The organism is Streptomyces sp. NPDC051133, from assembly GCF_040682635.1.
Taxonomy (GTDB): domain Bacteria; phylum Actinomycetota; class Actinomycetes; order Streptomycetales; family Streptomycetaceae; genus Streptomyces.
The window spans coordinates 176,782-200,572 of record NZ_JBFBBK010000008.1; the positions used below are offsets into that span (position 1 = coordinate 176,782).

At 69.7% G+C, this 23,791-nt stretch carries 24 protein-coding genes; 20 read left to right on the plus strand and 4 right to left on the minus strand.

The annotated features are described in order from the left end of the window. Positions 1–62: 62 nt before the first annotated feature. Positions 63–1,643: an ABC transporter substrate-binding protein gene (locus AB0N17_RS11760; protein WP_366011027.1), complete on the plus strand. Its 1,581-nt coding sequence runs from the start codon at positions 63–65 to the stop codon at positions 1,641–1,643. Positions 1,644–1,726: 83 nt separating this feature from the next. Here the strand turns inward: AB0N17_RS11760 and AB0N17_RS11765 are convergent, their stop codons facing one another. Both AB0N17_RS11765 and AB0N17_RS11770 read right to left on the minus strand, forming a co-directional pair. Further along, positions 1,727–2,398 (minus strand): response regulator transcription factor, encoded by a 672-nt coding sequence (locus tag AB0N17_RS11765; RefSeq protein WP_228618649.1) that lies wholly within the window; start codon positions 2,396–2,398, stop codon positions 1,727–1,729. Between the two features lie 14 nt (positions 2,399–2,412). Beyond that, positions 2,413–3,456, minus strand: a complete 1,044-nt coding sequence (locus AB0N17_RS11770; protein ID WP_366011028.1) for a RecB family exonuclease — start codon at positions 3,454–3,456, stop codon at positions 2,413–2,415. 179 nt (positions 3,457–3,635) lie between these two features. Here AB0N17_RS11770 and AB0N17_RS11775 point away from each other — a divergent pair, with 179 nt between their 5' ends. The 3 genes from AB0N17_RS11775 to AB0N17_RS11785 all read left to right on the plus strand — a co-directional run bounded on the left by AB0N17_RS11775 (position 3,636) and on the right by AB0N17_RS11785 (position 6,867). Continuing rightward, complete coding sequence (locus AB0N17_RS11775) at positions 3,636–5,099, plus strand: site-2 protease family protein (protein WP_366011029.1); 1,464 nt, start codon at positions 3,636–3,638, stop codon at positions 5,097–5,099. A 38-nt stretch (positions 5,100–5,137) separates the two neighbouring features. After that, a complete protein-coding gene (locus AB0N17_RS11780) occupies positions 5,138–6,040 on the plus strand; it encodes a tRNA (adenine-N1)-methyltransferase (RefSeq protein WP_366011030.1) in 903 nt (300 codons plus the stop codon). Between the two features lie 239 nt (positions 6,041–6,279). Further along, the gene (locus AB0N17_RS11785) at positions 6,280–6,867 is read left to right on the plus strand and encodes a hypothetical protein (protein ID WP_366011032.1); all 588 of its coding nucleotides are present in this window, start codon (positions 6,280–6,282) and stop codon (positions 6,865–6,867) included. Between the two features lie 16 nt (positions 6,868–6,883). Here AB0N17_RS11785 and AB0N17_RS11790 read toward each other — a convergent pair whose 3' ends face one another. Then, a complete protein-coding gene (locus tag AB0N17_RS11790) occupies positions 6,884–7,186 on the minus strand; it encodes a ferredoxin (RefSeq protein WP_366011033.1) in 303 nt (100 codons plus the stop codon). A gap of 519 nt (positions 7,187–7,705) precedes the next feature. Between AB0N17_RS11790 and arc the strand changes: the two genes are divergently transcribed. The 6 genes from arc (at position 7,706) to prcA (ending at position 13,869) form a co-directional block, all read left to right on the plus strand. Continuing rightward, entirely contained in the window at positions 7,706–9,472 is a 1,767-nt protein-coding gene (gene arc, locus AB0N17_RS11795) for a proteasome ATPase (RefSeq protein WP_366011034.1), read from the plus strand. Between the two features lie 232 nt (positions 9,473–9,704). Further along, entirely contained in the window at positions 9,705–11,216 is a 1,512-nt protein-coding gene (dop, locus tag AB0N17_RS11800; protein WP_366011035.1) for a depupylase/deamidase Dop, read from the plus strand. A gap of 172 nt (positions 11,217–11,388) precedes the next feature. Beyond that, on the plus strand, positions 11,389–11,607 hold the full coding sequence (locus AB0N17_RS11805) for a ubiquitin-like protein Pup (protein ID WP_366011036.1): 219 nt from the start codon (positions 11,389–11,391) through the stop codon (positions 11,605–11,607). 49 nt (positions 11,608–11,656) lie between these two features. Then, the gene (locus AB0N17_RS11810; protein ID WP_366011037.1) at positions 11,657–12,262 is read left to right on the plus strand and encodes an endonuclease VII domain-containing protein; all 606 of its coding nucleotides are present in this window, start codon (positions 11,657–11,659) and stop codon (positions 12,260–12,262) included. After that, complete coding sequence (gene prcB, locus AB0N17_RS11815) at positions 12,214–13,059, plus strand: proteasome subunit beta (RefSeq protein ID WP_366011038.1); 846 nt, start codon at positions 12,214–12,216, stop codon at positions 13,057–13,059. Before AB0N17_RS11810 ends, prcB begins: the two co-directional genes overlap by 49 nt. Before the next feature lie 63 nt (positions 13,060–13,122). Further along, entirely contained in the window at positions 13,123–13,869 is a 747-nt protein-coding gene (gene prcA, locus AB0N17_RS11820; protein ID WP_366011039.1) for a proteasome subunit alpha, read from the plus strand. An 80-nt stretch (positions 13,870–13,949) separates the two neighbouring features. On the opposite strand, the gene AB0N17_RS11825 is transcribed toward prcA, so the two are convergent. Beyond that, positions 13,950–14,966 (minus strand): LacI family DNA-binding transcriptional regulator, encoded by a 1,017-nt coding sequence (locus AB0N17_RS11825; RefSeq protein ID WP_366011041.1) that lies wholly within the window; start codon positions 14,964–14,966, stop codon positions 13,950–13,952. A gap of 133 nt (positions 14,967–15,099) precedes the next feature. Here AB0N17_RS11825 and AB0N17_RS11830 point away from each other — a divergent pair, with 133 nt between their 5' ends. From AB0N17_RS11830 to tatC, 10 genes are all read left to right on the plus strand, one after another. Continuing rightward, positions 15,100–16,359, plus strand: coding sequence for an MFS transporter (locus AB0N17_RS11830; RefSeq protein WP_366011082.1), 1,260 nt, complete (start codon positions 15,100–15,102; stop codon positions 16,357–16,359). Positions 16,360–16,368: 9 nt separating this feature from the next. Further along, positions 16,369–17,730: a Pup--protein ligase gene (gene pafA, locus AB0N17_RS11835; RefSeq protein WP_366011042.1), complete on the plus strand. Its 1,362-nt coding sequence runs from the start codon at positions 16,369–16,371 to the stop codon at positions 17,728–17,730. Between the two features lie 143 nt (positions 17,731–17,873). Beyond that, entirely contained in the window at positions 17,874–18,887 is a 1,014-nt protein-coding gene (locus tag AB0N17_RS11840; protein ID WP_366011043.1) for an FKBP-type peptidyl-prolyl cis-trans isomerase, read from the plus strand. Between the two features lie 92 nt (positions 18,888–18,979). Then, positions 18,980–19,351 carry an FKBP-type peptidyl-prolyl cis-trans isomerase gene (locus tag AB0N17_RS11845; protein ID WP_366011044.1) on the plus strand — a complete coding sequence of 124 codons (372 nt, stop codon included), beginning with the start codon at positions 18,980–18,982 and terminating at the stop codon, positions 19,349–19,351. A gap of 178 nt (positions 19,352–19,529) precedes the next feature. Further along, positions 19,530–20,483, plus strand: a complete 954-nt coding sequence (locus AB0N17_RS11850) for a WYL domain-containing protein (protein ID WP_366011045.1) — start codon at positions 19,530–19,532, stop codon at positions 20,481–20,483. Positions 20,484–20,499: 16 nt separating this feature from the next. After that, a complete protein-coding gene (locus AB0N17_RS11855; protein ID WP_366011047.1) occupies positions 20,500–21,549 on the plus strand; it encodes a WYL domain-containing protein in 1,050 nt (349 codons plus the stop codon). Between the two features lie 192 nt (positions 21,550–21,741). After that, on the plus strand, positions 21,742–22,002 hold the full coding sequence (locus AB0N17_RS11860) for a hypothetical protein (protein ID WP_366011083.1): 261 nt from the start codon (positions 21,742–21,744) through the stop codon (positions 22,000–22,002). Between the two features lie 42 nt (positions 22,003–22,044). Continuing rightward, positions 22,045–22,239: a hypothetical protein gene (locus tag AB0N17_RS11865; RefSeq protein WP_366011049.1), complete on the plus strand. Its 195-nt coding sequence runs from the start codon at positions 22,045–22,047 to the stop codon at positions 22,237–22,239. 260 nt (positions 22,240–22,499) lie between these two features. Next, positions 22,500–22,778, plus strand: a complete 279-nt coding sequence (gene tatA / locus AB0N17_RS11870) for a Sec-independent protein translocase subunit TatA (protein ID WP_366011050.1) — start codon at positions 22,500–22,502, stop codon at positions 22,776–22,778. 47 nt (positions 22,779–22,825) lie between these two features. Further along, entirely contained in the window at positions 22,826–23,776 is a 951-nt protein-coding gene (gene tatC / locus AB0N17_RS11875) for a twin-arginine translocase subunit TatC (RefSeq protein ID WP_366011051.1), read from the plus strand. Positions 23,777–23,791 lie beyond the last annotated feature (15 nt).

Consider the following 23,791-nt stretch of genomic DNA (forward strand, 5'->3'; position numbering starts at 1 on the left):
CCGGAACCCGGGGCCAGGACGGTGGCCCCGGGAGGACGAACCGACGACAAGGCACATTTCAAGTGAACATGCGCAACCAGTGGCCAGTCCTGCCCATCGTGGCGGGACTGGCCTCCGGCCTGTTGACCGGCTGCGGCTCGGAGACCGGTGATTCCGGGGGTACCGGCTCCTCCGTGGTGCTGGGGATGTCCGACGACGTCCTCGCCACGGACCCGGCGTCCGGCTACGACCCCGGCTCCTGGCTGTTGTTCGACAACGTCTTCCAGTCGCTGCTCAGCTTCCCCAAGGGCGGCACCGAACCCCAGCCCGAACTGGCGAAGCAGTGCACCTTCACCGACACCCGGGCCATGGTCTACCAGTGCGAGCTGAAGGACGGCCTGAAGTTCAGCAACGGTGACGCCCTCACCTCCGCGGACGTCAAGTTCTCCTTCGACCGCATGCTGAAGATCAACGACCCCGCCGGGCCCGCGATCATGTTCCCGATGCTCGGCGACGTCGCGACACCGGACGCGAAGACGGTCGTCTTCCACCTGAAGGTCCCCGACGCCACCTTCCCCAGCAAGCTCGCCTCCGGCGCCGGCTCCATCGTGGACCACCGCCAGTACGACGCGAACGGCCTGCGCGCCGACCACAAGGCCGTGGGCTCCGGCCCCTACGAGCTGGACTCCTTCGACGACGACCAGGCCGTCTTCTCGGTCAACGGCAACTACAAGGGCACCGCCAAGGTCAAGAACTCCGGCGTCACCCTGAAGTTCTTCCACGGCGACCGCACCGCCCTGAAGAAGGCCCTCCTCGACGGCAGCGTCGACATCGCCTACCGAGGCCTGTCCGCCTCCGACATCGCCGGCCTCGACAAGCAGGACGACAGCAAGGGCGTCGACGTCATCGAGGGCAGCAGCGCCGAGGTCCAGCACCTGGTCTTCAACATGAAGGACCCGGTCGCCGGAAAGCTCGGCGTCCGCAAGGCCATCGCCTATCTCCTCGACCGCGACGCCCTCATCAAGAACGTCTACCAGGGCACCGCCACCCCGCTGTACTCGATCATCCCGGCGGGCATCGTCGGCCACAACACGGCCTTCTTCGACACCTACGGCGCCCGCCCCTCCCGCGCCAAGGCCGCCGCCGCACTGCGCGCCGACGGCGTCACCGGCAAGGCCAAGCTCACCCTGTGGTCCACGCCGTCCCGCTACGGCCCCGCCACCGACGAGGAACTGAAGGCCATCGCCGGCCAGCTCAACGCCAGTGGACTGTTCGACGCCGACGTGAAGTCCGTCGCCTTCGACCAGTACGAGAAGGACATCGCGGCCGGCAAGTACGGCGTGTACGTCAAGGGCTGGGTGCCCGACTACCCGGACGCCGACAACTTCACCGCCCCCTTCTTCGGCAAGGGCAACGTGCTGGACAACCGCTACAGCAACAGCACCATCACCGGCTCCCTCATCCCCGGCACGGCCGCGCAGAGCGACCGCGCCGCCACCGACAAGGACTTCGGCCGGCTGCAGAACATCGTCGCCGCCGAACTGCCCGTCCTGCCGGTCTGGCAGGCCAAGCAGTACGCGGTCGCCCGCGACGGCGTCTACGGCCTGGAGTACTGCCTGGACGCCTCGACGGTGTTCCGGTTCTGGGAACTCAGCAAGAGCTGACACCGGACACGGCCCGGCCCGTACGACGGCGAAGGGCGCCCCTCCCACGCGGGAGGGGCGCCCTTCGCCCGTACCGGCCCGGCCTACTGCGCGCCGGGGCGCACCAGACCGCTCTCATAGGCGTACACCGCCGCCTGCACCCGGTCGCGGAGCCCCAGCTTGGTCAGCACATGCCCCACATGCGTCTTCACCGTCGTCTCACTCACGAACAGATCCGCCGCGATCTCGGCGTTCGACAACCCGCGCGCCACCAGCTTCAGCACCTCCACCTCACGGTCGGTGAGCGTGTTCAGCGTGTCCGGCACCGGCTCCTCACCGGACGGCAGATGCGTGGCGTACTTGTCCAGCAGCCGACGCGTGATACTCGGCGCCAGCATCGCCTCGCCCGCCGCGACCACCCGGATCGCCTGCACCAGCTCATTGGCGGGCGCGTCCTTCAGCAGGAAGCCGCTCGCCCCCGCCCGCAGCGCCTCCACCACGTACTCGTCCAGGTCGAACGTGGTCAGCACCAGCACCTTCGCCGGTCCCGACCGGTCCGGACCGGTGATCTGCCGGGTTGCCTCCACCCCGTCCATCCGCGGCATACGGATGTCCATCAGGACGACGTCCGGCTGCAGGGCCCGTACCTGATCGAGGGCCTGCAGGCCGTCACCGGCCTCGCCCACGACCGCGATGTCCTGCTCCGCCTCCAGGATCATCCGGAAACCCGTACGTAGCAGGGGCTGGTCGTCGACCAGTAGGACGCGGATGGCCACGTGACACTCCTTCGCTAGTCCGGCCCCATTCTGCCCTGCGCCGCACCGCCCGACTCCGCCGCCCTCACCGGCAGCGGATAGGGCGGGGGAGTGCCGCCGAACTCCGGGCAGTGCGCCTGGTGGTCGCACCAGCCGCACAGCTTGGTCGGCCGCGGCCGCCACTCCCCGCTCTCCGTCGCCTGCCCGATCGCCTGCCACAGCGCGTGCAGCTTGCGCTCCACCCGCTCCAGATCGGCCGGGACCGGGTCGTACGTCAGCACGTCCCCGCTGCCCAGGTAGACCAGCTGCAGCCGGCGCGGGATCACCTGCTTCAGACGCCAGACGACCAGGGCGTAGAACTTCATCTGGAACAGCGCACCCTCGGCGTACTCGGGCCGCGGCGCCTTGCCCGTCTTGTAGTCGACGATCCGCACCTCGCCGGTCGGCGCCACGTCCACCCGGTCGATGATCCCGCGCAGCCGCAGCCCCGACTCCAGCTCCGCCTCGACGAACAGCTCCCGCTCGGCCGGCTCCAGACGCGTCGGATCCTCCAGCGTGAACCACCGCTCGACCAGCCGTTCGGCCTCGGTCAGCCACCGGGCCAGCCGCTCACCGTCCGGATCGTCGGCGAACAGCTCGCCCACCTCGGGCCTGCTCTCCCGCAGCCGGTCCCACTGCCCCGGGATCAGCGCCTTCGCCCGCGGCGCGGTCCGCTCCCCGGCCGGCGCGTCGAACAGCCGCTCCAGCACCGCGTGCACCAGCGTGCCCCGGGTCGCCGCCTCGCTCGGCTTCTCCGGCAGCCGGTCGATCACCCGGAACCGGTACAGCAACGGACACTGCATGAAGTCACTGGCCCGAGAGGGCGAGAGCGAGGTGGGCGCACCGGCGCCACGCCCCCCGCGGGCCGGCCCCTCCGCTCCGGGAGCGGCCTCCCCCCGCTCGACCACCTCTGTCGGCGCGGCCATCGAGGGGCCCGGTACCGACACCGGCCCTGAGGGAGTCGGCTGCGGCCGGGCAGCCGGGTCCGGCCGCCCGGCCCCGTCCTCCACGGCTTCCGTGTCCTCGATGCTGCTGTCCATGACCACAGACCTTACGGCCCACCACTGACAGTCACCCAGTCCCCGGCCCGCACCCACCGCACGACCACAGGGCGAACACAAGGGGTGCCGGGGCGAAACACGCCACCACCGCCGCATACCATCGACCAGAGACCCTTCCGTCCGGCAGGCACGGAAGACGCTTCGAACGAGGGGACACCGTGGACGTGAGCGGCGGGAGCGGGCAGCCGCGGTCCGGCAACGACGAGCCGGCCGAGCACCCCGCAGGTCCTACGACCCCGGCGACCGGACCCACCGGCCATCCCGGGCCGACGCCCCCCGACACCCCGGAACCCCCCGAAGACACCCCCCACACCGACCCCGCCCCGGACACCGACGACACCGGCACCGGCACCGACGCCCCCCACCGCGCCCCCTCCGCACACCGGCCCCCGGACGAACCCGCACACGAACACCGCTCCCTCGCCCACTCCGGCATCGCCAAAGGCGAACCCCCGCAGCCCAGGCCCAGGGAACCCGGCGGCGGCATCCTCATGGGCCGCCCCTTCGGCGTACCGGTCTACGTGGCCCCCAGCTGGTTCCTCGTCGCCGCACTGATCACCTGGGTCTTCGGCGGCCAGCTCGACCGGGTGCTGCCCGAACTGGGCGCCGCCCGCTACCTCGTCTCCCTGTTCTTCGCGGTCGCCTTCTACGCCTCCGTCCTGGTCCACGAGCTGGCCCACACCGTCGCCGCGATCCGCTTCAAGCTCCCCGTCCGCCGCATCCAGCTGCAGTTCTTCGGCGGCGTCTCGGAGATCGAGAAGGAGGCCGAGACACCCGGCCGGGAATTCGTGCTCGCCTTCGTCGGCCCCCTGCTCTCCCTCGTCCTCGCCGGCCTCTTCTACCTCGCCATGAAACCCGTCGAGCCCGGCACCGTCCCCGGCGTCCTCCTCGCCGGCCTGATGATCTCCAACCTCATCGTGGCGATCTTCAACCTCCTGCCCGGCCTCCCCCTCGACGGCGGCCGCATGCTCCGCGCCGTCGTCTGGAAGATCACCGGCAAACCGATGAGCGGCACCGTCGCCGCCGCCTGGGTCGGCCGCGCCCTCGCCGTCTCCGTCCTCATCGGCCTGCCCCTGCTCAACCAGTCCGGCGCCCTCGGCGGCAACAACGCCGACACGGGCGGCATGGACACCGTCACCGACGCCCTGCTCGCCGCCATCCTCGCCGCCATCATCTGGACCGGCGCCGGCAACAGCCTGCGCATGGCCCGGCTGCGCGAACACCTCCCCGAACTGCGCGCCCGCACCCTCACCCGGCGCGCCGTACCCGTAGAGACCGACACCCCGCTCTCCGAAGCCCTGCGCCGCGCCAACGCCGCCGGCGCCCGAGCCCTCGTCGTCGTCGACGCCGAAGGCCACCCCCTCGCCCTCGTCCGCGAATCCGCCATCGTCGGCGTGCCCGAGCACCGCCGCCCCTGGGTCGACGTCAGCGGCCTCGCCCAGGAACTGACCGACGGCATGCGCGTCTCCGCGGAGCTCGCCGGAGAAGACCTGCTGGACGCCCTGCGAGCCACCCCCGCCACCGAATACCTGGTGGTCGAGGAGACCGGCGAGATCTACGGCGTCCTCTCCGCCGCCGACGTCGAGCGCGCCTTCGTGAGGGCCATGGCCCGCCCCAGCTAGTGGTCGGCGGCCCGCCCGGCTGCCGGTAGGCTGGTCACATGTCCGAACCGACCGGTGCCGCCCGCAGGCGCGGGCCCTTCAAGGTCGGGGACCAGGTACAGCTGACCGACCCCAAGGGCCGCCACTACACGTTCACGCTCGAAGCCGGGAAGAACTTCCACACCCACAAGGGCTCCTTCCCGCACGACGAACTGATCGGCGCTCCCGAGGGCAGCGTTGTCCGCACCACCGGCAACGTCGCCTACCTCGCGCTGCGCCCCCTGCTCCCCGACTACGTCCTGTCCATGCCCCGCGGGGCAGCCGTCGTCTACCCCAAGGACGCGGGGCAGATCCTCGCCTTCGCCGACATCTTCCCCGGCGCCCGCGTCGTCGAGGCCGGCGTCGGCTCCGGCTCGCTCAGCAGCTTCCTGCTGCGCGCCATCGGCGACCAGGGCATGCTGCACTCCTACGAGCGCCGCGAGGACTTCGCCGAGATCGCGCAAGCCAACGTCGAGCGCTACTTCGGCGGCCCCCACCCCGCCTGGCAGCTCACCGTCGGCGACCTCCAGGACAACCTGTCCGACACCGACGTCGACCGCGTCATCCTCGACATGCTCGCCCCCTGGGAATGCCTCGAGGCCGTCTCCAAGGCACTCGTCCCCGGCGGCATCCTCTGCTGCTACGTCGCCACCACCACCCAGCTCGCCCGGACCGTCGAGTCCATCCGCGAGATCGGCTGCTTCAACGAGCCGACCGCCTGGGAAACCATGATCCGCAACTGGCACATCGAGGGCCTGGCCGTCCGCCCCGACCACCGGATGATCGGCCACACCGGCTTCCTGCTCACCGCCCGCCGCCTCGCCGACGGCGTCGAGCCGCCCATGCGCCGCCGCCGCCCCGCCAAGGGCGCCTACGGCGAGGACTACGCCGGACCCAACGCCGAAGGCGGCGCCGGCCGCTGACCGGCCCCCACCGAACACAACACACGGGCGCCGTACCCGAGTTCCCCACCCCCCACGGGAACCCGGGCACGGCGCCCGTCCGTTGACAGAGCACCAGGACCCCGCCCACCCGTGCTCCCGAACACCCCGACACGGCGCACAGCCTGCGGAAATCCCGGACCCCGCCGTTCCCCCGCACTGTGACGTGTGGCACCATGCTGGCCACCCCACCGGCACAGCCCTCACAGGAGAAACTCCTAGTGCAGCAATCCGCCGTTCCGGAGCTCGCCCACACCCACACCCGGCCCATCCACTGGGTCGCCACCGCCACCGCCACCGCCGTCGCCGGCGTCGTGGCCCTCTCCTCCGTCGTACAGCCAAGCCCGGCCACCGCCGCCCAGACCGCCACCGGCCCGCGCACCACCCCCGCCCCCGCCGCCGTCGCACCCCCCGGCACCACCGGCGTGGCCTTCCCCCTGCAATGCGGACCCGTCAAAGCCGTCGTCGCGAAGAAAGCCACCGGAGACCTCGACGGCGACGGCCGACCGGAAACCGCCGCCATCGTCCACTGCGACTCCGCCATGGGCACCCCACCCGACGGCGTCTACATCCTCACCCGCCCCACCGACGGCGGCACCCCACGCATCGTCGCCACCCTCGTCGACCCCAAGGACCGGCTCACCGTCACCGACTTCACCGTCCGCGCCAAGACGGTCCACGCAACCCTGCTCGGCTACTCCTCGGACGCCGTACCCAACTGCTGCCCCGACCTGAAGACACCCGTCACCTGGCGATGGAACGGCACCGCATTCCTCCGCTCCACCACCGACGACACCCACAGCGTCTGACCGGGACGCGACGCACTCAGTCCGCGTCGGGCCCGTACACCTCTACCCCGTCCGCGATCCGGCGCACATGAATGCACTCACCCGGACACTCCTTCGCCGAGTCCACCACGTCCGCCAGCAACGGCAGCGGCACCGGCGCCGTCGCCCCCGCCGCCTGCAGCAGCTCGTCGTCCGCGCCCTTCACATAGGCCAGCCCGTCGATGTCCAGCTCGAACACCTCCGGCGCGTACTGGGCACAGATCCCGTCGCCGGTACACAGGTCCTGGTCGATCCAGACCTCCAGCGCCTCGCCGCCCGGGGCCTCCTGCTGCACGGTCACCTCTCCTGCCGTCGGTTCGCCGGACGGCCCGGCGCCACACGGGCCAGCCGGGTCCGCACCAGCGGCGGTTGAACACCCCCGACCCTACCTCCGCCCACATTCCGCCCGCGTTCGACCGCTCCCGGGTTTCCACCCCCACCCCCTCGGGTACGAGCGCTCGACCGGAACAGGGGGCACCCGGCACGCGGACGACCGGAACCGGCCGCACCCGGAGTGACACAAGCCGCCCGAACCATCGCTCTGCGTGATGATCGCACGAGCGTCCCACAGGGCTGCCCGCACACCGGCCCCGCACCCCGGAACCGACAACTCCGGCCACTCCCGAAGGGATTCGACCACGCCATGCATGGAACAAGCTGCTTCCGCAAGACGTTGAGTGGGTATTCCCTCCGTGCGAGGGAGAGCGCACCGGGTGACCGACGACACACCTTGACAGTCTTGGTGATCTAGGGGTTTCAATCGACACCCACCCAGGTAGGGTCTGGAAGCGTCCAGCTCCCCTTGGAGGAGGTGAGGACCGTGGCAGCCCACGACGACGACATGAACCGCGGCATCCGCCCGGGACGCGGGTCCGACGACCCGGCCGGGCAGATCGCCTACCTTGAGCAGGAGATCGCCGTCCTGCGCCGCAAGCTCGCCGACTCTCCGCGACACACGAGGATTCTCGAAGAGCGGATCGTCGAGCTGCAGACGAACCTGGCCGGCGTGTCCGCCCAGAACGAACGACTGGCCAACACCCTCCGCGAGGCCCGCGACCAGATCGTGGCCCTCAAGGAAGAAGTCGACCGGCTCGCCCAGCCACCGGCCGGCTTCGGAGTCTTCCTGCAGGCCAACGAGGACGGCACCGCCGACATCTTCACCGGCGGACGCAAACTCCGGGTGAACGTCAGCCCGAGCGTCGAGCTCGACGACCTCCGGCGCGGCCAGGAAGTCATGCTCAACGAAGCGCTCAACGTGGTCGAGGCCATGGAATACGAGAGCGTCGGCGACATCGTCACCCTCAAGGAGATCCTCGAGGACGGCGAGCGCGCCCTCGTCCTCGGGCACACCGACGAGGAGCGGGTGGTGCGGCTCGCCGAGCCGCTGCTGGACGTCACCATCCGCCCCGGCGACGCCCTCCTGCTCGAACCCCGCTCCGGCTACGTCTACGAGGTCGTCCCCAAGAGCGAGGTCGAAGAACTCGTCCTCGAAGAAGTCCCCGACATCGGCTACGAGCAGATCGGCGGCCTCGGCAACCAGATCGAAGCCATCCGCGACGCGGTCGAGCTGCCCTACCTCTACCCCGACCTGTTCCGGGAGCACGAGCTGCGCCCGCCCAAGGGCGTCCTGCTCTACGGCCCCCCCGGCTGCGGCAAGACACTCATCGCCAAGGCCGTCGCGAACTCGCTCGCCAAAAAGGTCGCCGAGGTCACCGGCCAGGCCGCCGGCAAGAGCTTCTTCCTCAACATCAAGGGCCCCGAGCTCCTCAACAAGTACGTCGGCGAGACCGAGCGGCAGATCCGCCTCGTCTTCCAGCGCGCCCGCGAGAAGGCCAGCGAAGGCACCCCCGTCATCGTCTTCTTCGACGAGATGGAATCCCTCTTCCGCACCCGCGGATCCGGCGTCAGCTCGGACGTGGAGAACACCATCGTCCCCCAGCTCCTCGCCGAGATCGACGGCGTGGAAGGCCTGCAGAACGTGGTCGTCATCGGCGCCTCCAACCGCGAGGACATGATCGACCCCGCCATCCTGCGCCCGGGCCGGCTCGACGTGAAGATCAAGATCGAGCGTCCCGACGCCGAAGCGGCCAAGGACATCTTCGGCAAGTACCTCACCGAACGCCTCCCCCTGCACGCCGACGACCTCGGCGAACACGGCGGCGACAAGTCCACCACGGTCCAGGGCATGATCCAGACCGCGGTCGAGCAGATGTACGCCGAATCCGAGGAGAACCGCTTCCTGGAGGTCACCTACGCCAACGGCGACAAGGAAGTCCTCTACTTCAAGGACTTCAACTCCGGCGCCATGATCGAAAACATCGTCGGACGTGCCAAAAAGATGGCCATCAAGGACTTCCTCGAAAAGAGCCAGAAGGGCCTCCGCGTCTCCCACCTCCTCCAGGCCTGCGTGGACGAGTTCAAGGAGAACGAGGACCTCCCCAACACCACCAACCCGGACGACTGGGCCCGAATCTCCGGAAAGAAGGGCGAACGGATCGTCTACATCCGTACCCTCATCACCGGAAAGCAGGGCGCGGACACCGGACGCTCCATCGACACGGTGGCGAACACCGGTCAGTACCTGTAAAAGCAGGGCGGCTGCGGGTGCCCTCACCGGGGTACCCGCAGCCGACTGTTTTTCCGGCCACGACCGGAGCAGCCAATGACGCAAATGATCTCCCCACCAGCGCAAAGGCGTTCTAGGCTCGTCCTACCGCCGAAACGCGCAGTGCGGGGACGGGCACCGCACACGCACCGGAGCGCCAGCGGTACGCGAGCGGCGCCCACGACCGAGGGTGCCGCCGGGCAAGGAGGGCCGCATGACCGTACGGCGAGTAATGGGCATCGAGACGGAGTACGGGATCTCCGTCCCCGGCCACCCCAACGCCAATGCCATGCTCACCTCGTCCCAGATCGTCAACGCCTACGCGGCGGCGATGCACCGGGCCCGCCGGGCCCGCTGGGACTTCGAGGAAGAGAACCCGCTGCGAGACGCCCGAGGCTTCGACCTCGCCCGGGAAGCCGCCGACGCCAGCCAGCTCACCGACGAGGACATCGGCCTCGCCAACGTCATCCTCACCAACGGCGCACGACTCTACGTCGACCACGCCCACCCCGAATACAGCGCCCCCGAGGTCACCAACCCCCGCGACGCCGTCCTCTGGGACAAGGCCGGCGAACGCATCATGGCCGAGGCCGCCGAACGCGCCGCCCAGCTCCCCGGCGCCCAGCCCATCCACCTCTACAAGAACAACACCGACAACAAGGGCGCCAGCTACGGCACGCACGAGAACTACCTGATGAAGCGGGAAACCCCCTTCTCGGACATCGTGCGCCACCTCACGCCCTTCTTCGTCTCCCGCCAGGTCTTCGCCGGCGCAGGCCGCGTCGGCATCGGCCAGGACGGCCACGAACACGGCTTCCAGCTCAGCCAGCGCGCGGACTACTTCGAGGTCGAGGTCGGCCTGGAGACCACCCTCAAGCGCCCCATCATCAACACCCGCGACGAGCCCCACGCCGACGCCGAGAAGTACCGCCGCCTCCACGTGATCATCGGCGACGCCAACCTCTCCGAGATCTCCACCTACCTCAAGCTGGGCACGACCGCCCTGGTCCTGTCCATGATCGAGGACGGCTTCATCGCCGTGGACCTCGCCGTCGACCAGCCCGTCCGCACCCTCCACCAGGTCTCCCACGACCCCTCCCTCCAGCGCCTCGTCACCCTCCGCAGCGGACGCACACTCACCGCCGTCCAGCTGCAGATGGAGTACTTCGAGCTCGCCCGCAAGTACGTCGAGGAGCGCTACGGCGCCGACGCCGACGACCAGACCAAGGACGTCCTGACCCGCTGGGAGGACACCCTCACCCGCCTGGAGAACGACCCCATGAGCCTCGCCGGCGAACTGGACTGGGTCGCCAAGCGGGAACTCATGGAGGGCTACCGCCGCCGCGACGGCCTCGACTGGGACGCCGCCCGCCTCCACCTCGTCGACCTCCAGTACGCCGACGTACGCGCCGAGAAGGGCCTCTACAACCGCCTGGCGGCCCGCGGACGCATCAAGCGCCTCCTGGACGAGTCCGAGGTCGACAGGGCCCGCACGAAGCCACCGGAGGACACCCGCGCGTACTTCCGCGGCCGCTGCCTGGAGCAGTACGCCGACGACGTCGCCGCGGCCTCGTGGGACTCCGTCATCTTCGACCTCCCGGGCCGGGACTCCCTCCAGCGCGTCCCAACCCTGGAACCGCTACGCGGAACGCGAAATCACGTCAAGGAGCTGCTGGACCGCTGCCGCACCGCGGAAGACCTGGTCAGGGTCCTGTCGGGCGGATGAGCGCGATCAGCGGGTACTCGTACCGCCCCGGGCGGGCAGGGTGGAAATCCCGCCGCCCGGGAATCATCGAGGTGGCCCCCGCAGGTTGAGGAAACTGCGGGGCCGATGTCGGACCCGGCTTGTAGGGTCTGATCATCACCGATCGGCAGGCGAACTGAGCGGGGTGAGGGTTATGGCAACCAAGGACACCGGCGGCGGTCAGCAGAAGGCCACGCACTCGACGGAACAGGTCGAGGAGCAGACGCAGGACGCGCAGGCCTCGGAGGACCTGAAGGAACGGCACGAGAAGCTGTCGGACGACGTGGACTCGGTGCTGGACGAGATCGACGACGTACTCGAGGAAAATGCCGAGGATTTCGTGCGCTCATTCGTGCAAAAAGGCGGGGAGTAAAGGCGAATCGGTCACTTTGCCTTCGAATTGAAAGTCGCGGGGGGATTCGGTGGCTGAGGAACCGGACGCGAAGGAATGCGGCAAGTGCGGGCGAGCCCAGTCTCGTGAGGCATTCGCGCGGGACAGGAATCGGCGTGACGGCCTCCAGGTGTACTGCCGGAAGTGCGTGGCGGCGTACAGCGCCGCGCACTACCGGCGCCGCCGGGAGACCGTGGGTAAGCCGGTCCGGGAGAAGGTCGACGTCCCGGCCGGGCACAAGCTCTGTCGGACGTGCGGCGAGGTCAAGCCTCACAGCGAGTGGCACAAGAACGCGACGGCGTCCGACGGCCTCGCTACGCGATGCAAGGCGTGCCGTGCGGCCCAGGGGCGTGCCGATCACCTGAAGCGGAACTACGGCCTCACCGAAGCCGAGCGTGACGCCATGGTCGCCGCCCAGCGCGGACTCTGTGTGATCTGCCTGAATGCTCCGGCCGTACATGTGGATCACTGCCACGAGACGGGTAGGGTCCGTGGCGTACTGTGCTTCAACTGCAATTCGGCCATCGGCAAGTTGGGGGACGATCCCGACGCCGTTCGCCGGGCCGCCTCTTACCTGGAAGGAAACTCGTGGAAGCCAATACTCGTGGCACCGGGCGTCTACCAGCTGCCTTCCTGACGCCAGGATCCTCCTCCTTCATGGACTTCCTCTCCGAGCACCAGCCCGAGCTGCTGCCCGGCAAGCGGCAGCTTCCGCCCACGCAGGGGGTGATCGAGGCGCCGCACGGCACGACCATCGTGGCCGTGACGTTCCCCGGGGGCGTGGTGCTCGCCGGTGACCGTCGGGCCACCATGGGCAACATGATCGCCCAGCGGGACATCGAGAAGGTGTTCCCGGCGGACGAGTACTCGGCGGTGGGTATCGCCGGCACCGCCGGTCTGGCCGTGGAGATGGTCAAGCTCTTCCAGCTGGAGCTGGAGCACTTCGAGAAGGTCGAGGGTGCTCAGCTGTCCCTGGAGGGCAAGGCGAACCGGTTGTCGACGATGATCCGTTCCAACCTGGGCATGGCCATGCAGGGTCTGGCCGTGGTGCCGCTGTTCGCGGGGTACGACGTGGACCGGGAGAGGGGGCGCATCTTCTCGTACGACGTCACGGGCGGCCGTTCGGAGGAGCACAACTTCGCGGCGACGGGTTCCGGCTCGATCTTCGCGCGTGGTGCGATGAAGAAGCTGTTCCGTGAGGATCTGAGCGAGGAGCAGGCCACGACGCTGGTGGTCCAGGCTCTGTACGACGCGGCTGACGACGACTCGGCGACCGGTGGTCCCGATGTCGCCCGCCGGATCTACCCGATCATCACCGTGATCACCGAGGACGGTTTCCGCCGGCTGACGGAGGAGGAGTCCTCCGAGCTGTCGCGTGCGGTGCTCCAGCGGCGTCTGGAGGAGCCCGACGGTCCGAAGGCCGCCCTGCTCTGAGGGCGGGCCCCCGGTTCTTTTCAAGGTGATCCAGTGACCATGACAGAAAGGGACGGATAACCGGTGTCGACGCCGTTCTATGTCTCACCTCAGCAGGCCATGGCCGACCGGGCGGAGTACGCCCGCAAGGGCATCGCCCGGGGCCGCAGCCTGGTCGTGCTGCAGTATGCCGACGGCATCGTGTTCGTCGGTGAGAACCCGTCCCGTGCGCTGCACAAGTTCAGCGAGATCTATGACCGGATCGGTTTCGCCGCGGCCGGTAAGTACAACGAGTACGAGAATCTGCGGATCGGTGGTGTGCGCTACGCGGATCTGCGTGGCTACACGTACGACCGTGATGACGTCACCGCGCGGGGTCTGGCGAACGTGTACGCGCAGACGCTGGGCACGATCTTCTCGTCGGCCGCGGAGAAGCCGTACGAGGTGGAGCTGGTGGTGGCCGAGGTCGGGGAGACCCCGGAGGGCGACCAGATCTACCGGCTGCCGCATGACGGGTCGATCGTGGACGAGCACGGCTCGGTCGCGGTGGGTGGCAATGCGGAGCAGATCAGCAGTTTCCTGGACCAGCGTCATCGGGACGGGATGTCGCTGGCGGAGGCGCTGAAGCTGGCGGTGCAGGCGCTGTCCCGGGACACCAACGGCAGTGAGCGGGAGATCCCCGCGGAGCGCCTGGAGGTGGCGGTGCTGGACCGTACGCGTCCGCAGAAGCGCAAGTTCAAGCGGATCGTGGGGCGTCGGCTGGGCCGTCTGCTGGAGGCGGACGGTGCGGCGGTGGAGGCGGAGGGCTCGGAGGAGTCCGAGGAGGAGTAGCCCGGGAGTGGTCCGCTGCTCTGTTCTGTTCGTGTGCCCCGGCCGCCGTTGCGGCCGGGGCACACGGCGTGTGTGGGTGTCTAGTGGGCCCGTGGTGGGGCGGTGGAGGCGCGGACGACGAGTTCCACCGGGATGTCGCCGCCGTCGGGCTCGCGGCCTTCCAGGACGGCGAGGAGGGCTTGCATGCCGCGTTCGCCGAACTGTTCGGCGTCGAGCCGGACGGTGGTGAGTTCGGGGTCGATGGCGGTGGCGAGGCCGAGGTCGTCGACGCCGGTGACGGAGATGTCGTTGGGGATGCGCAGGCCGAGGCGGCGCAGGGCTTTGTAGGCGCCGGCGGCGAGTTTGTCGTCGTCGCAGATGACGGCGGTGGGGCGGGGGCCGCGTGTGGTGAGGGCGGCCTCGGTGGCGGTGAGTGCTCCGTCGATGGAGATGGGGGCGCGGGCGGTGCGGATGCGGGTGCCGGGGACGGTCGCCATGCGTGCGGCGAGTTCTCTGGCGCGTACGTCGAAGGTCCAGGAGGGGACGTCGGCGGCGAGGTGGAGGACGTGGCGGTGGCCGAGGTCGAGCAGGTGTTCGGCGACTTGGCGTACGCCGTCGGCGATGTCGAGGTTGACGGTGGCGGCGCCGAGGCTGCCGTGGGGGTCGCTGTCGAGCATGACGAGGGGGAGTTGGTCGCCGCGGATGGCGGTGAGGGCGTCGGCTGCCATGGAGGAGGCGATGACGCCGTCGAGGGCGGCCTGGGCGGAGGCGAAGGGGTCGCGGGCGGGGCCGATGCCTTCGGGGGAGGGGTAGAGGACGACTCCGAAGCCGTGTTCGGCGGCGATGCGTGCGGCGCCGGTGTAGACGCCGGCGAAGAATTCGGTGGTGAGGGCGGGGACGACGAGGAGGACGGTGCGGGTGTGGCCGAGGCGGAGGTTGCGGGCGGCGAGGTTGGGGCGGTAGCCGAGGTCGCGTGCGGCTTCGCGGACGCGTTCGGCGGTGGCCTCGGAGACGCGGCCGCGCCATTTGTCGCCGAGGACGAGGGAGACGGCTGCCTGGGAGACCCCGGCCGCGTGGGCGACGTCACGGCTGGTCGGGCGCGTGCTGCTGCGTGCCACCGGGGGTCTGCTCCTTGGGGTGTGGTCGTTCGTCTGGACGTGTGAACAGCGCACATGGTACGTATGGATGAGGAAGTTATACGTAAAACGTCAGGCGTCGCGACGCCGCGGTGGAGTCGCTGGAGGGCAGCAGATGGCCACGGGATATCTGGAGATCCTGCGGGCGCGGCATGCGCTGCGGCTGCTCACCGGCACTTTGGTGGGCCGTTTGCCGAACGCGACCGCCGCGATCGCCCTGGTGCTGTTCGTCCGTGCCCAGGGCGGTACGTACGCTCTCGCGGGCGGGCTGGCGGCGGTGTACGGCGTGGCGAACGCCGTGGGTCAGCCGGTGCTGGGCCGGCTGGTGGACCTGTACGGCCAGCCGCGTGTGCAGTTGCCCGCGGCGGTCCTGGCGGCCGTGTCGATGACGGTGTTCGCGTTCACGGGGGTGGATCCGTTGCCGCTCGCGTACGGGGCGGTCGCGGCGGCGGGGCTGTTCGCGCCGCCGCTGGAGGGTGGTCTGCGGGCGCTGTGGCCGTCGGTGCTGCGTCGTGAGGAGCAGGTGCACACGGCGTACGCCATGGATGCCGTGGCGCAGGAGATCATGTTCACGGTGGGCCCGCTGCTGGTCACGCTGTGCGTGTCGCTGTGGGACGAGCGTGCGGCTCTGCTGGTGCTGAACGTGCTCGGTGTGCTGGGTGCGCTGTCGGTGGTGGTGTCGGCGCCCTCGCGCGCGTGGCGTTCGGCGCCGCGTGAGGCGCACTGGCTGGGTGCGCTGCGTTCGCCGGGTCTGCTGGCGCTGCTGGGTGCGTTCCTGTTCGTGGGGATCGCGCTGGGTTCGATCACGGTGGCGTCGGTGTCGTACGCGGACCGGCACGGGGGTGACGCGGTCTACGGCTGGCTGATGGCGGGGCTGGGGCTGGGGGCGCTGGTGGGTGGCGCCGGTTACGGGGCGCGGCGGTGGGCGGGTGCGCCGGAGCGGCGACTGCGGGTGCTCGTGGCGCTTCTGGCGGTGTGTTATCTGCCGCTGATGCTGATGCCGGGTGCGTTCGCGATGGTGCTGCTGAGTGTGGTGTCGGGGGTGTTCCTGGCGCCGTGCATCGCCTGTGCGTTCATCATCGTGGACCGGCATGCGCCGAGCGGGACGGTCACCGAGGCCTTCTCCTGGCTCGTGACGACGTTCACGGTGGGTGCCTCGGTGGGTACGGGCCTGGCGGGGCCGGTGGTGCAGGCGGGCGGTGCCCTGTGGGGTTTCGCGCTTCCGGGGGTGGCGGGGGCGGTGTCGCTGCTGGTCCTGCTGGCTACCGGGCGGGTCCTCGCAGCTCCCGCGCGGGGCGGGGTTGTTGCGGCTTCATCGGAAACTGATCCAAATCGTGCTGTCGAACCCCGTTTCAGCTCAGGGGATCGGGCGTAATGTTCACTCATGGACCGCCGCATTTTCGGGCTGGAGAACGAGTACGGCGTCACGTGCACGTTCAGGGGACAGCGCCGCCTGTCGCCTGACGAGGTGGCGCGGTACCTCTTCCGCCGTGTCGTGTCATGGGGCCGCAGCAGTAATGTCTTTCTGCGAAACGGCGCCCGGCTCTATCTCGACGTGGGCTCACATCCGGAATACGCGACACCCGAATGTGACAATGTGATCGAACTGGTCACCCACGACAAGGCCGGCGAGCGCATTCTCGAAGGACTCCTGGTGGACGCGGAACGACGCCTGCACGAGGAGGGAATCGCGGGCGACGTCTACCTGTTCAAGAACAACACCGACTCGGCGGGCAACTCCTACGGCTGCCACGAGAACTATCTGGTGGCGCGGCACGGGGAGTTCTCCCGGCTGGCGGACATCCTCATCCCGTTCCTGGTGACGCGGCAGCTGCTGTGCGGTGCGGGCAAGGTGCTGCAGACGCCGCGCGGTGCGGTGTACTGCGTCAGCCAGCGCGCGGAGCACATCTGGGAGGGTGTCTCGTCGGCGACGACCCGTTCGAGGCCGATCATCAACACGCGTGACGAGCCGCACGCGGACGCGGAGCGTTACCGCCGGCTGCACGTCATCGTCGGCGACTCGAACATGTCGGAGACGACGATGCTGCTGAAGGTCGGTGCGACCGACCTGGTGCTGCGCATGATCGAGGCGGGCACGGTGATGCGTGACCTCACTCTGGAGAACCCGATCCGGGCGATCCGTGAGGTCAGTCATGACATCACCGGCCGGCGCAAGGTGCGGCTGGCGAGCGGGCGGGAGGCCTCGGCGCTGGAGGTGCAGCGCGAGTACTTCGACAAGGCCGTGGACTTCTGCGACCGCCGTGGCATCCGTACGGGCACGGTCGCGCAGGTCCTGGAGCTGTGGGGCCGCACGCTGGACGCGATCGAGACCGAGGAGCTGGACCGGATCGGCACCGAGATCGACTGGGTGATGAAGTACAAGCTCATCGAGCGGTACCGGGCCAAGCACAACATGACGATGTCGCATCCGAGGGTCGCGCAGATAGACCTCGCCTACCACGACATCCACCGCCGTCGTGGCCTGTACTACCTGCTGGAGAAGAAGGGTCAGGCCGCCCGGGTCTGCAACGACTTGAAGATCTTCGAGGGCAAGTCGGTTCCGCCGCAGACCACTCGGGCCCGGCTGCGCGGCGACTTCATCCGGCGGGCACAGGAACAGCGCAGGGACTTCACGGTCGACTGGGTGCACCTGAAGCTGAACGACCAGGCCCAGCGCACCGTGTTGTGCAAGGACCCGTTCCGTTCGGTGGACGACCGGGTCGAGAAGCTGATCGCCGGAATGTAGCGAAAGCGGGGCGAGTCAAGCGTTCGGGCTCCGAAATGCCGGAACGCCACACGGGCGTCGTACGTTTCCCGTACGGCGCCCTTCCCGCGTCGTAGAGTTGCGCGCACGCCATCCACAAGATCGACCGATTACGAGGCTCTGCCGTGCGCCGACGTTCACTCCTCCTCGCAGCCGTCCCCGCGGGACTGGTCACGCTCGCCGCTTGCGGTGACGACAAGTCCGGCTCCGGCAAGGCCAGTGCCTCGCCGTCGCCGTCGGTGTCGAGCGCGCCCCCGCCGAAGATCGTGGACGGGCCGCTGCCGGCGATCACGGCGGGGACGAAGTTCGGTGAGAAGCCGACCGTGGCCAAGGGGCAGGGGGAGCCGTCGAAGGACCTGGCGGTGAAGACGGTGATCGCGGGCGGCGGCCGTACGGTCGCGGAGAACGACTTCGTGCAGGCGAACTACCTGGGCCAGATCTGGTCGTCGGCGAAGGTCTTCGACAACTCCTACGACCGCAAGCGTCCCCTGGTGCTGCAGCTCGCCCAGGGCACCATCATCGACGGCTGGCGGTATGCGCTGGCGGGCAAGAAGACCGGCAGCCGGGTCCAGATCGCCGTGCCGCCGACCTGGGGCTACGGCACGTCGGGCAACGCGCAGGCGGGGATCAAGGGCACCGACACGCTGGTCTTCGTCATCGACCTGATCGACTCGTTCAACTCGTCGAGCACCGCTCACGGCACGGTGGTGCCGCAGAACGACTCCTCCCTGCCGACGGTGGACGCCGGGACCAACACCAAGGGCAAGGCCCCGAAGGTGACCATCCCCCCGAAGACGGACCCGCCGAAGAAGCTCGTCTCGGCGTACGTCCTGGAGGGCGACGGTCCGCAGGTCAAGGCCGATCAGACGATCCTGTGCCAGTTCCAGGGGCTGGTCTGGGACAGCGGCAAGACCTTCGAGCAGACGTACGGCACGGGTCGGCTCGCCCAGTTCGCGATCGAGCAGATGGCTCAGGCGGTCAAGGGCCTGTCGCAGGGGCTGACCGGCAAGAAGGTGGGCAGCCGGGTCCTGGTCGTGGTCCCGCCGGAGCTGGGGTACGGCGACAACCCGCCGAGCGGAGGCGTCGTCAAGAAGGGCTCCACCCTGGTGTTCACGGTGGACATCCTCGCGGCGATGTAGGGCGGGGACGCCGGGTGTGCTGGCGGGCGTGAGGGCCGCGAAGATGAAAGACTGTCCGCGTTTCGTGTCGTACACAAGCAGGAGCTTTTGACGTGAGCATCGACAAGCCCGAGATCGACTTCCCGGGCGGCGAGCCCCCGGCGGACCTCGAGATCAAGGACATCTGGGAGGGCGACGGGCCGGTCGCGCAGGCGGGCCAGAACGTCACCGTCCATTACGTGGGTGTCGCCTTCAGCACCGGCGAGGAGTTCGACGCCAGCTGGAACCGGGGCACCCCGTTCCGCTTCCCACTGGGCGGCGGCCGTGTGATCAAGGGCTGGGACCAGGGCGTGCAGGGCATGAAGGTCGGCGGCCGTCGTCAGCTGACGATTCCGGCCCACCTCGCCTACGGCGACCAGAGCCCGACGCCGGCGATCAAGCCCGGCGAGACCCTGATCTTCGTGGTGGACCTGCTCGGGGCCTGATCCCCGGTTTCCCCGCCTGATCCCCGTCCGGTCCCTGCCCGGTCCATGGGCCGGGTCCGACCGGATCCGATCACCTGGGGCCCATGCCTGTTCGGGCATGGGCCCTCGGCTTTTGTCCCCGCACCCTGGGGCGGTACGGTCATCGGTCGTAAGCACCATAGGGAAGCGAAGGGCGTCGATGGCCATTGCCAAGGCCGAGCGGCTGATGAACCTCGCGCTGTGCCTGCTGGGGACACGCCGGCCGCTCAGCAAGCGTGAGCTGCGTCAGTCCATCGAGGCCTATCTGGAAGCCGGGTCCGACGACTCCTTCAACCGGATGTTCGAGCGGGACAAGGACGACCTGCGCGAGCTGGGCCTGGTCATCGAGACCGTGGAGAACCTCGACGGCGAGGTCGGCTACCTGGCCCGCCGCGACAGCAACCGCCTGCCGCCCATCACCCTGGACGCCGAGGAGGCCGCCGCCCTCGGGCTGGCTGCGAAGGTCTGGCAGCAGGCCCGGCTCGCCGGCGCGGCCAGCGGCGCCCTGCAGAAGCTGCGTGCCGCGGGGCTGCCCGAGGACGTCGACCCCTACGAGGCGCACGGCGCGCTGGAGCCGCGCATCCCGGTGCACGAGGCCGCCTTCGAACCGCTGATGCTGGCCTGCCGCGACCGCCGCCCGGTCGTCTTCGACTACCGCAAGGCCTCCGCCGTCCATCCCGAGCCCCGGCACGTCGAGCCGTGGGCGCTGGAGTGCTGGCGCGGGCACTGGTACCTGGCCGGGTTCGACCGCGACCGGGGTGCCGAGCGCGTCTTCCGGCTGTCGAGGATCACCGGGCGGGTCCGCTCGCGCGGCACCGGCTTCACCGCGCCGGTGCCCGACGTCGTCACGGTGCGTGAGACCGTCGCGAGCTGGGCGGGCGAGATCGCGGACGGTACGGCGCTGATCCGGCTGCGCACCGGCTCCGGTTACCCCCTTCGGGCGAAGGCCACCGCGGTCCGGGAACTCGGTGACGGCTGGGACGAGTTGGAGATTCCGTACGGGCACGGCCTGGACGCCTGGCTGGTGGAGTTCGGGCCGGACGTGGCGGTCCTGGAGCCGGCCGAGCTGCGCGCGGACGTGGTGGACCGGCTGCGTGCCGTGGCCAAGGGCTGAGAGGGGGAGCAGGACTGTGGCAGGCAAACCGGTCAGGCCCGTGAACGCCATCGACCAGACGCGGCGGATGCTCTCCCTGGTGACGTATCTGCGTGAGCGCCCCGGCGCGCGGATCGCGGACGTCGCCCGGGCGTTCGGCATCACCGAGGACGAGCTGGTCGCCGACCTCGATCTGCTGCCCATGTGCGGCACCAGTTTCCGCGGCGGCGATCTGCTGGACATCGACACCGACGGCGAGCGCATCTGGTGGCACAATCCGGCCGCGCTCGGCGAGGAGGCCGCCGAGCCGCTGCGGCTGGCCGCAGACGAGGCCACCGCGCTGCTGGTGGCGGCCCGCGCGGTCTCCACGCTGCCCGGCCTGCGGGAGGGCGACCGGCAGGCCCTGCTGCGGGCCACCGCCAAGGTGGAGGCCGCCGCCGGGGAGGCGGCGGGCGCCAGCTCGCGGCTGTCGGTCACCTTCGAGTCCGAGGGCGGGGTCTTCGCCGACGTCGACCGGGCGATCTCCGAGCGCCGCCGGCTGTGGATCCGCTACTACTCCCCGGCCCGGGACGAGGTCACCGAGCGCGAGATCGACCCCATCCGCCTGGTCAGCGTCGGCCACACCTACGTCGAGGCCTGGTGCCGCCGCTCCGAGGCCCGGCGCACCTTCCGGCTCGACCGGGTCGCCGAGATCAGGATCCTGGACGAGCCGTCCGCGCCGCCCGAGATAGAGCTGCGCGACCTCTCCGAGGGGCTGGTGCAGCCGGCCGCGGAGGACCCGGAGGTCGTCGTCGAGGTCGGCCCCGGCGGTCGCTGGGTCGCCGAGTACTACCCCCACGACAGCGCCGATGAGCTTCCCGACGGCGGGCTGCGTATCACTCTGCGCACTCCCGATCCGGCCTCGCTGCGCCGGCTGGCGCTGCGGCTCGGCCGCGACGGCCGGATCGTCTCCCCGCCCGAGCTGGCCGACAGCGCCCGCCGGGCGGCCCGCGAGGCACTGGCGGCGTACGACGCCCCGGCGCCGGCGGAGCACGGCGCGCACGCCGGGCCGGACGACGGGCACGGCGGGTACGACAAGCCGCAGTGAGCCGCCGGGACGCGCCGGTGCCAAGACGGCGGGCCCGGGCATGGCGCGCCCGTGACGGCGGGCCAGGGACGGCTTGCAAGAGGCCGGCCCCGGTCGCGTCCTCGCCCCGGCTCCGGGCCGCCCCGCAGGCGTACGACCACGACAGGAGGAGCGAGGGTGTTGGACGAGTCTCCGGTGTCCGGTGCGAGCGAGATGACGGTGGCGGCCGCCTTCGCCGGGATGAGGAGAGTGGTCCCCGTGCTGTTCAGAGCGGGCTGCCCGGACTGCCGGGGCCGCTTCGAACTCGCGGCGGGCGCGCTGCGCCTCGCCATCGGCGCCACCAGCCGGACGACGTTCTACTCCTTCACCTGCCCCGAGTGCGGTGTCTCGGTGCGCAAGCCCGCGGGGGAGCGCATCGTCGAGCTGCTCACCGGCGGCGGGGTACGGACCCTGCGGCTGCACTCCACGGTGTAGTCGGCTGCGTGCGCCGCGCGGGGACGGTCTAGGCTCGGCGTCATGTTCTGGCCGATGTTCGCGGTAGCCGTGGGTTTCCTGGGTCTCGCCGTCCTGGGGGTGCTCGCCGTCCGGGTCTTCCTGGAGGCACGGCGCCTCGGGGAGCAGGTCGCGGACTCCGCGCGCCGTATCGGCCGCGCGGCCGAGGACCTGGAGCGGGCGGCCGTGAGCACGGCCCGCGCCGCGGATGCCCTGTGAGGGTCGCCGAGCGGTCGCTGTGAGTCCCGGGGCACACGCGCTTTGCGTCACTTCGCCCTGTCATGCTGCCCGTCCGGAAAGGTACGCTGCTGGTCGCGGCGCGGAGAACGAGGCCCGTACCGCGGAATTGGGAGTACGCCCGGGGATTGCCTCACGTTTACCCCCGAGCGTTACGATCGCTGCCAGCACGACCATCGGACACATGTCCGACTGGTCGGACAGCACCCCATACAGCCGCCTCGGTGAGAAGGTAAAGACTTATGTTCGGAAGGCTCGGAGCCCCCGAGATCATTCTCATCCTCGTCGTCATCGTCCTGCTGTTCGGCGCGAAGAAGCTTCCGGACATGGCCCGCTCGCTCGGCAAGTCCGCGCGCATCCTGAAGAGCGAGGCCAAGGCGATGAAGGAAGAGGGCAACACCTCCGCCCAGGCCCCCAGCTCCGGCGAGCAGCCCCCGGCCCAGCGCACCATCCAGGCGGCCCCCGGCGACGTGACCAGCTCGCGGCCGGTCAACGAGCCGACGGACACCACCCAGCGCTGACGCAGGGCCGGACACGCCCGGCCCGCCGCACGAGATGAGGACGTGGGTTGCTCAAGCCTGCCCGCAAGAAGGAGAAGGATCCCGAGGGGCGGATGCCCCTTGCGGATCACCTCCGTGAGCTCCGCAACCGGCTCGCGAAGGCGTTGCTGGCCATCGTCGTCGTGACGATCGTCGCCGCCTTCTTCTACAACGACATCATCAATTTCCTGACCAAGCCGATCCTCGACTCGGTCGGTTGCGCGGAGACCTTCGAGCAGCTGGCGAAGTCCTCCAACAAGCACCAGTGCGCGGAGATCACCATCAACGGCCTTCTCGCGCCGTTCACGCTGGCGCTCCAGGTGTCGCTGATGGCGGGCGTCGTGGCCGCCTCGCCGATCTGGCTCTACCAGCTGTGGGCGTTCGTCGCGCCGGGTCTGCACAGGCACGAGAAGAAGTACGCCTACGCCTTCGTCTTCACCGGCGCCCCGCTGTTCTTCGCCGGTGCCTTCTTCGCGTACAAGGTGCTGCCGACCACCGCGAAGGTGCTGATCGACTTCACCCCGAACGGCAACATCAAGAACCTGCTGCCGCTCGACGACCTGCTCCAGCTGGTCACGCGCATGGTGATCGTCTTCGGTCTCTCCTTCGAGCTGCCGCTGCTGCTGATCATGCTCAATCTCACCGGCATCCTCACCGGCACGCGCATGCTCGGCTGGTGGCGCGGCATGATCCTCGGCATCACGGTGTTCGCGGCCGTCGCCACGCCGAGCACCGACCCGCTCTCCATGCTGGCGCTCGCCGGTCCGATCTGGGTGCTGTACTTCGGCGCGGTCCTCTTCTCGCTGCTCAACGACAAGCGCAAGCGCCGCCGCGAGGCCGAGGGCCCCGGCGACGACGAGGCCTCCGAGCTGGACCTCACGCCGGACGACATCGGCGAGATCGAACCCGTCTCGGCCGGCCGGGCGGTGCCCGAGCAGGCGAGCACGGACCGGGTCAACGGCTACGACGACGTGACCTGACCCACCCCGCACCGA

What these genes read in the sequence shown, in the direction of transcription:
- AB0N17_RS11770 (WP_366011028.1), bottom strand. Translation starts at nt 3,456, where the DNA reads ATGGACAGCAGCATCGAGGACACGGAAGCCGTGGAGGACGGGGCCGGG.
- AB0N17_RS11780 (WP_366011030.1), top strand. Translation starts at nt 5,138, where the DNA reads ATGTCCGAACCGACCGGTGCCGCCCGCAGGCGCGGGCCCTTCAAGGTC.
- dop (WP_366011035.1), top strand. Translation starts at nt 9,705, where the DNA reads ATGACCGTACGGCGAGTAATGGGCATCGAGACGGAGTACGGGATCTCC.
- AB0N17_RS11805 (WP_366011036.1), top strand. Translation starts at nt 11,389, where the DNA reads ATGGCAACCAAGGACACCGGCGGCGGTCAGCAGAAGGCCACGCACTCG.
- AB0N17_RS11830 (WP_366011082.1), top strand. Translation starts at nt 15,100, where the DNA reads ATGGCCACGGGATATCTGGAGATCCTGCGGGCGCGGCATGCGCTGCGG.
- pafA (WP_366011042.1), top strand. Translation starts at nt 16,369, where the DNA reads ATGGACCGCCGCATTTTCGGGCTGGAGAACGAGTACGGCGTCACGTGC.
- AB0N17_RS11850 (WP_366011045.1), top strand. Translation starts at nt 19,530, where the DNA reads ATGGCCATTGCCAAGGCCGAGCGGCTGATGAACCTCGCGCTGTGCCTG.
- AB0N17_RS11860 (WP_366011083.1), top strand. Translation starts at nt 21,742, where the DNA reads ATGACGGTGGCGGCCGCCTTCGCCGGGATGAGGAGAGTGGTCCCCGTG.
- AB0N17_RS11865 (WP_366011049.1), top strand. Translation starts at nt 22,045, where the DNA reads ATGTTCTGGCCGATGTTCGCGGTAGCCGTGGGTTTCCTGGGTCTCGCC.
- tatA (WP_366011050.1), top strand. Translation starts at nt 22,500, where the DNA reads ATGTTCGGAAGGCTCGGAGCCCCCGAGATCATTCTCATCCTCGTCGTC.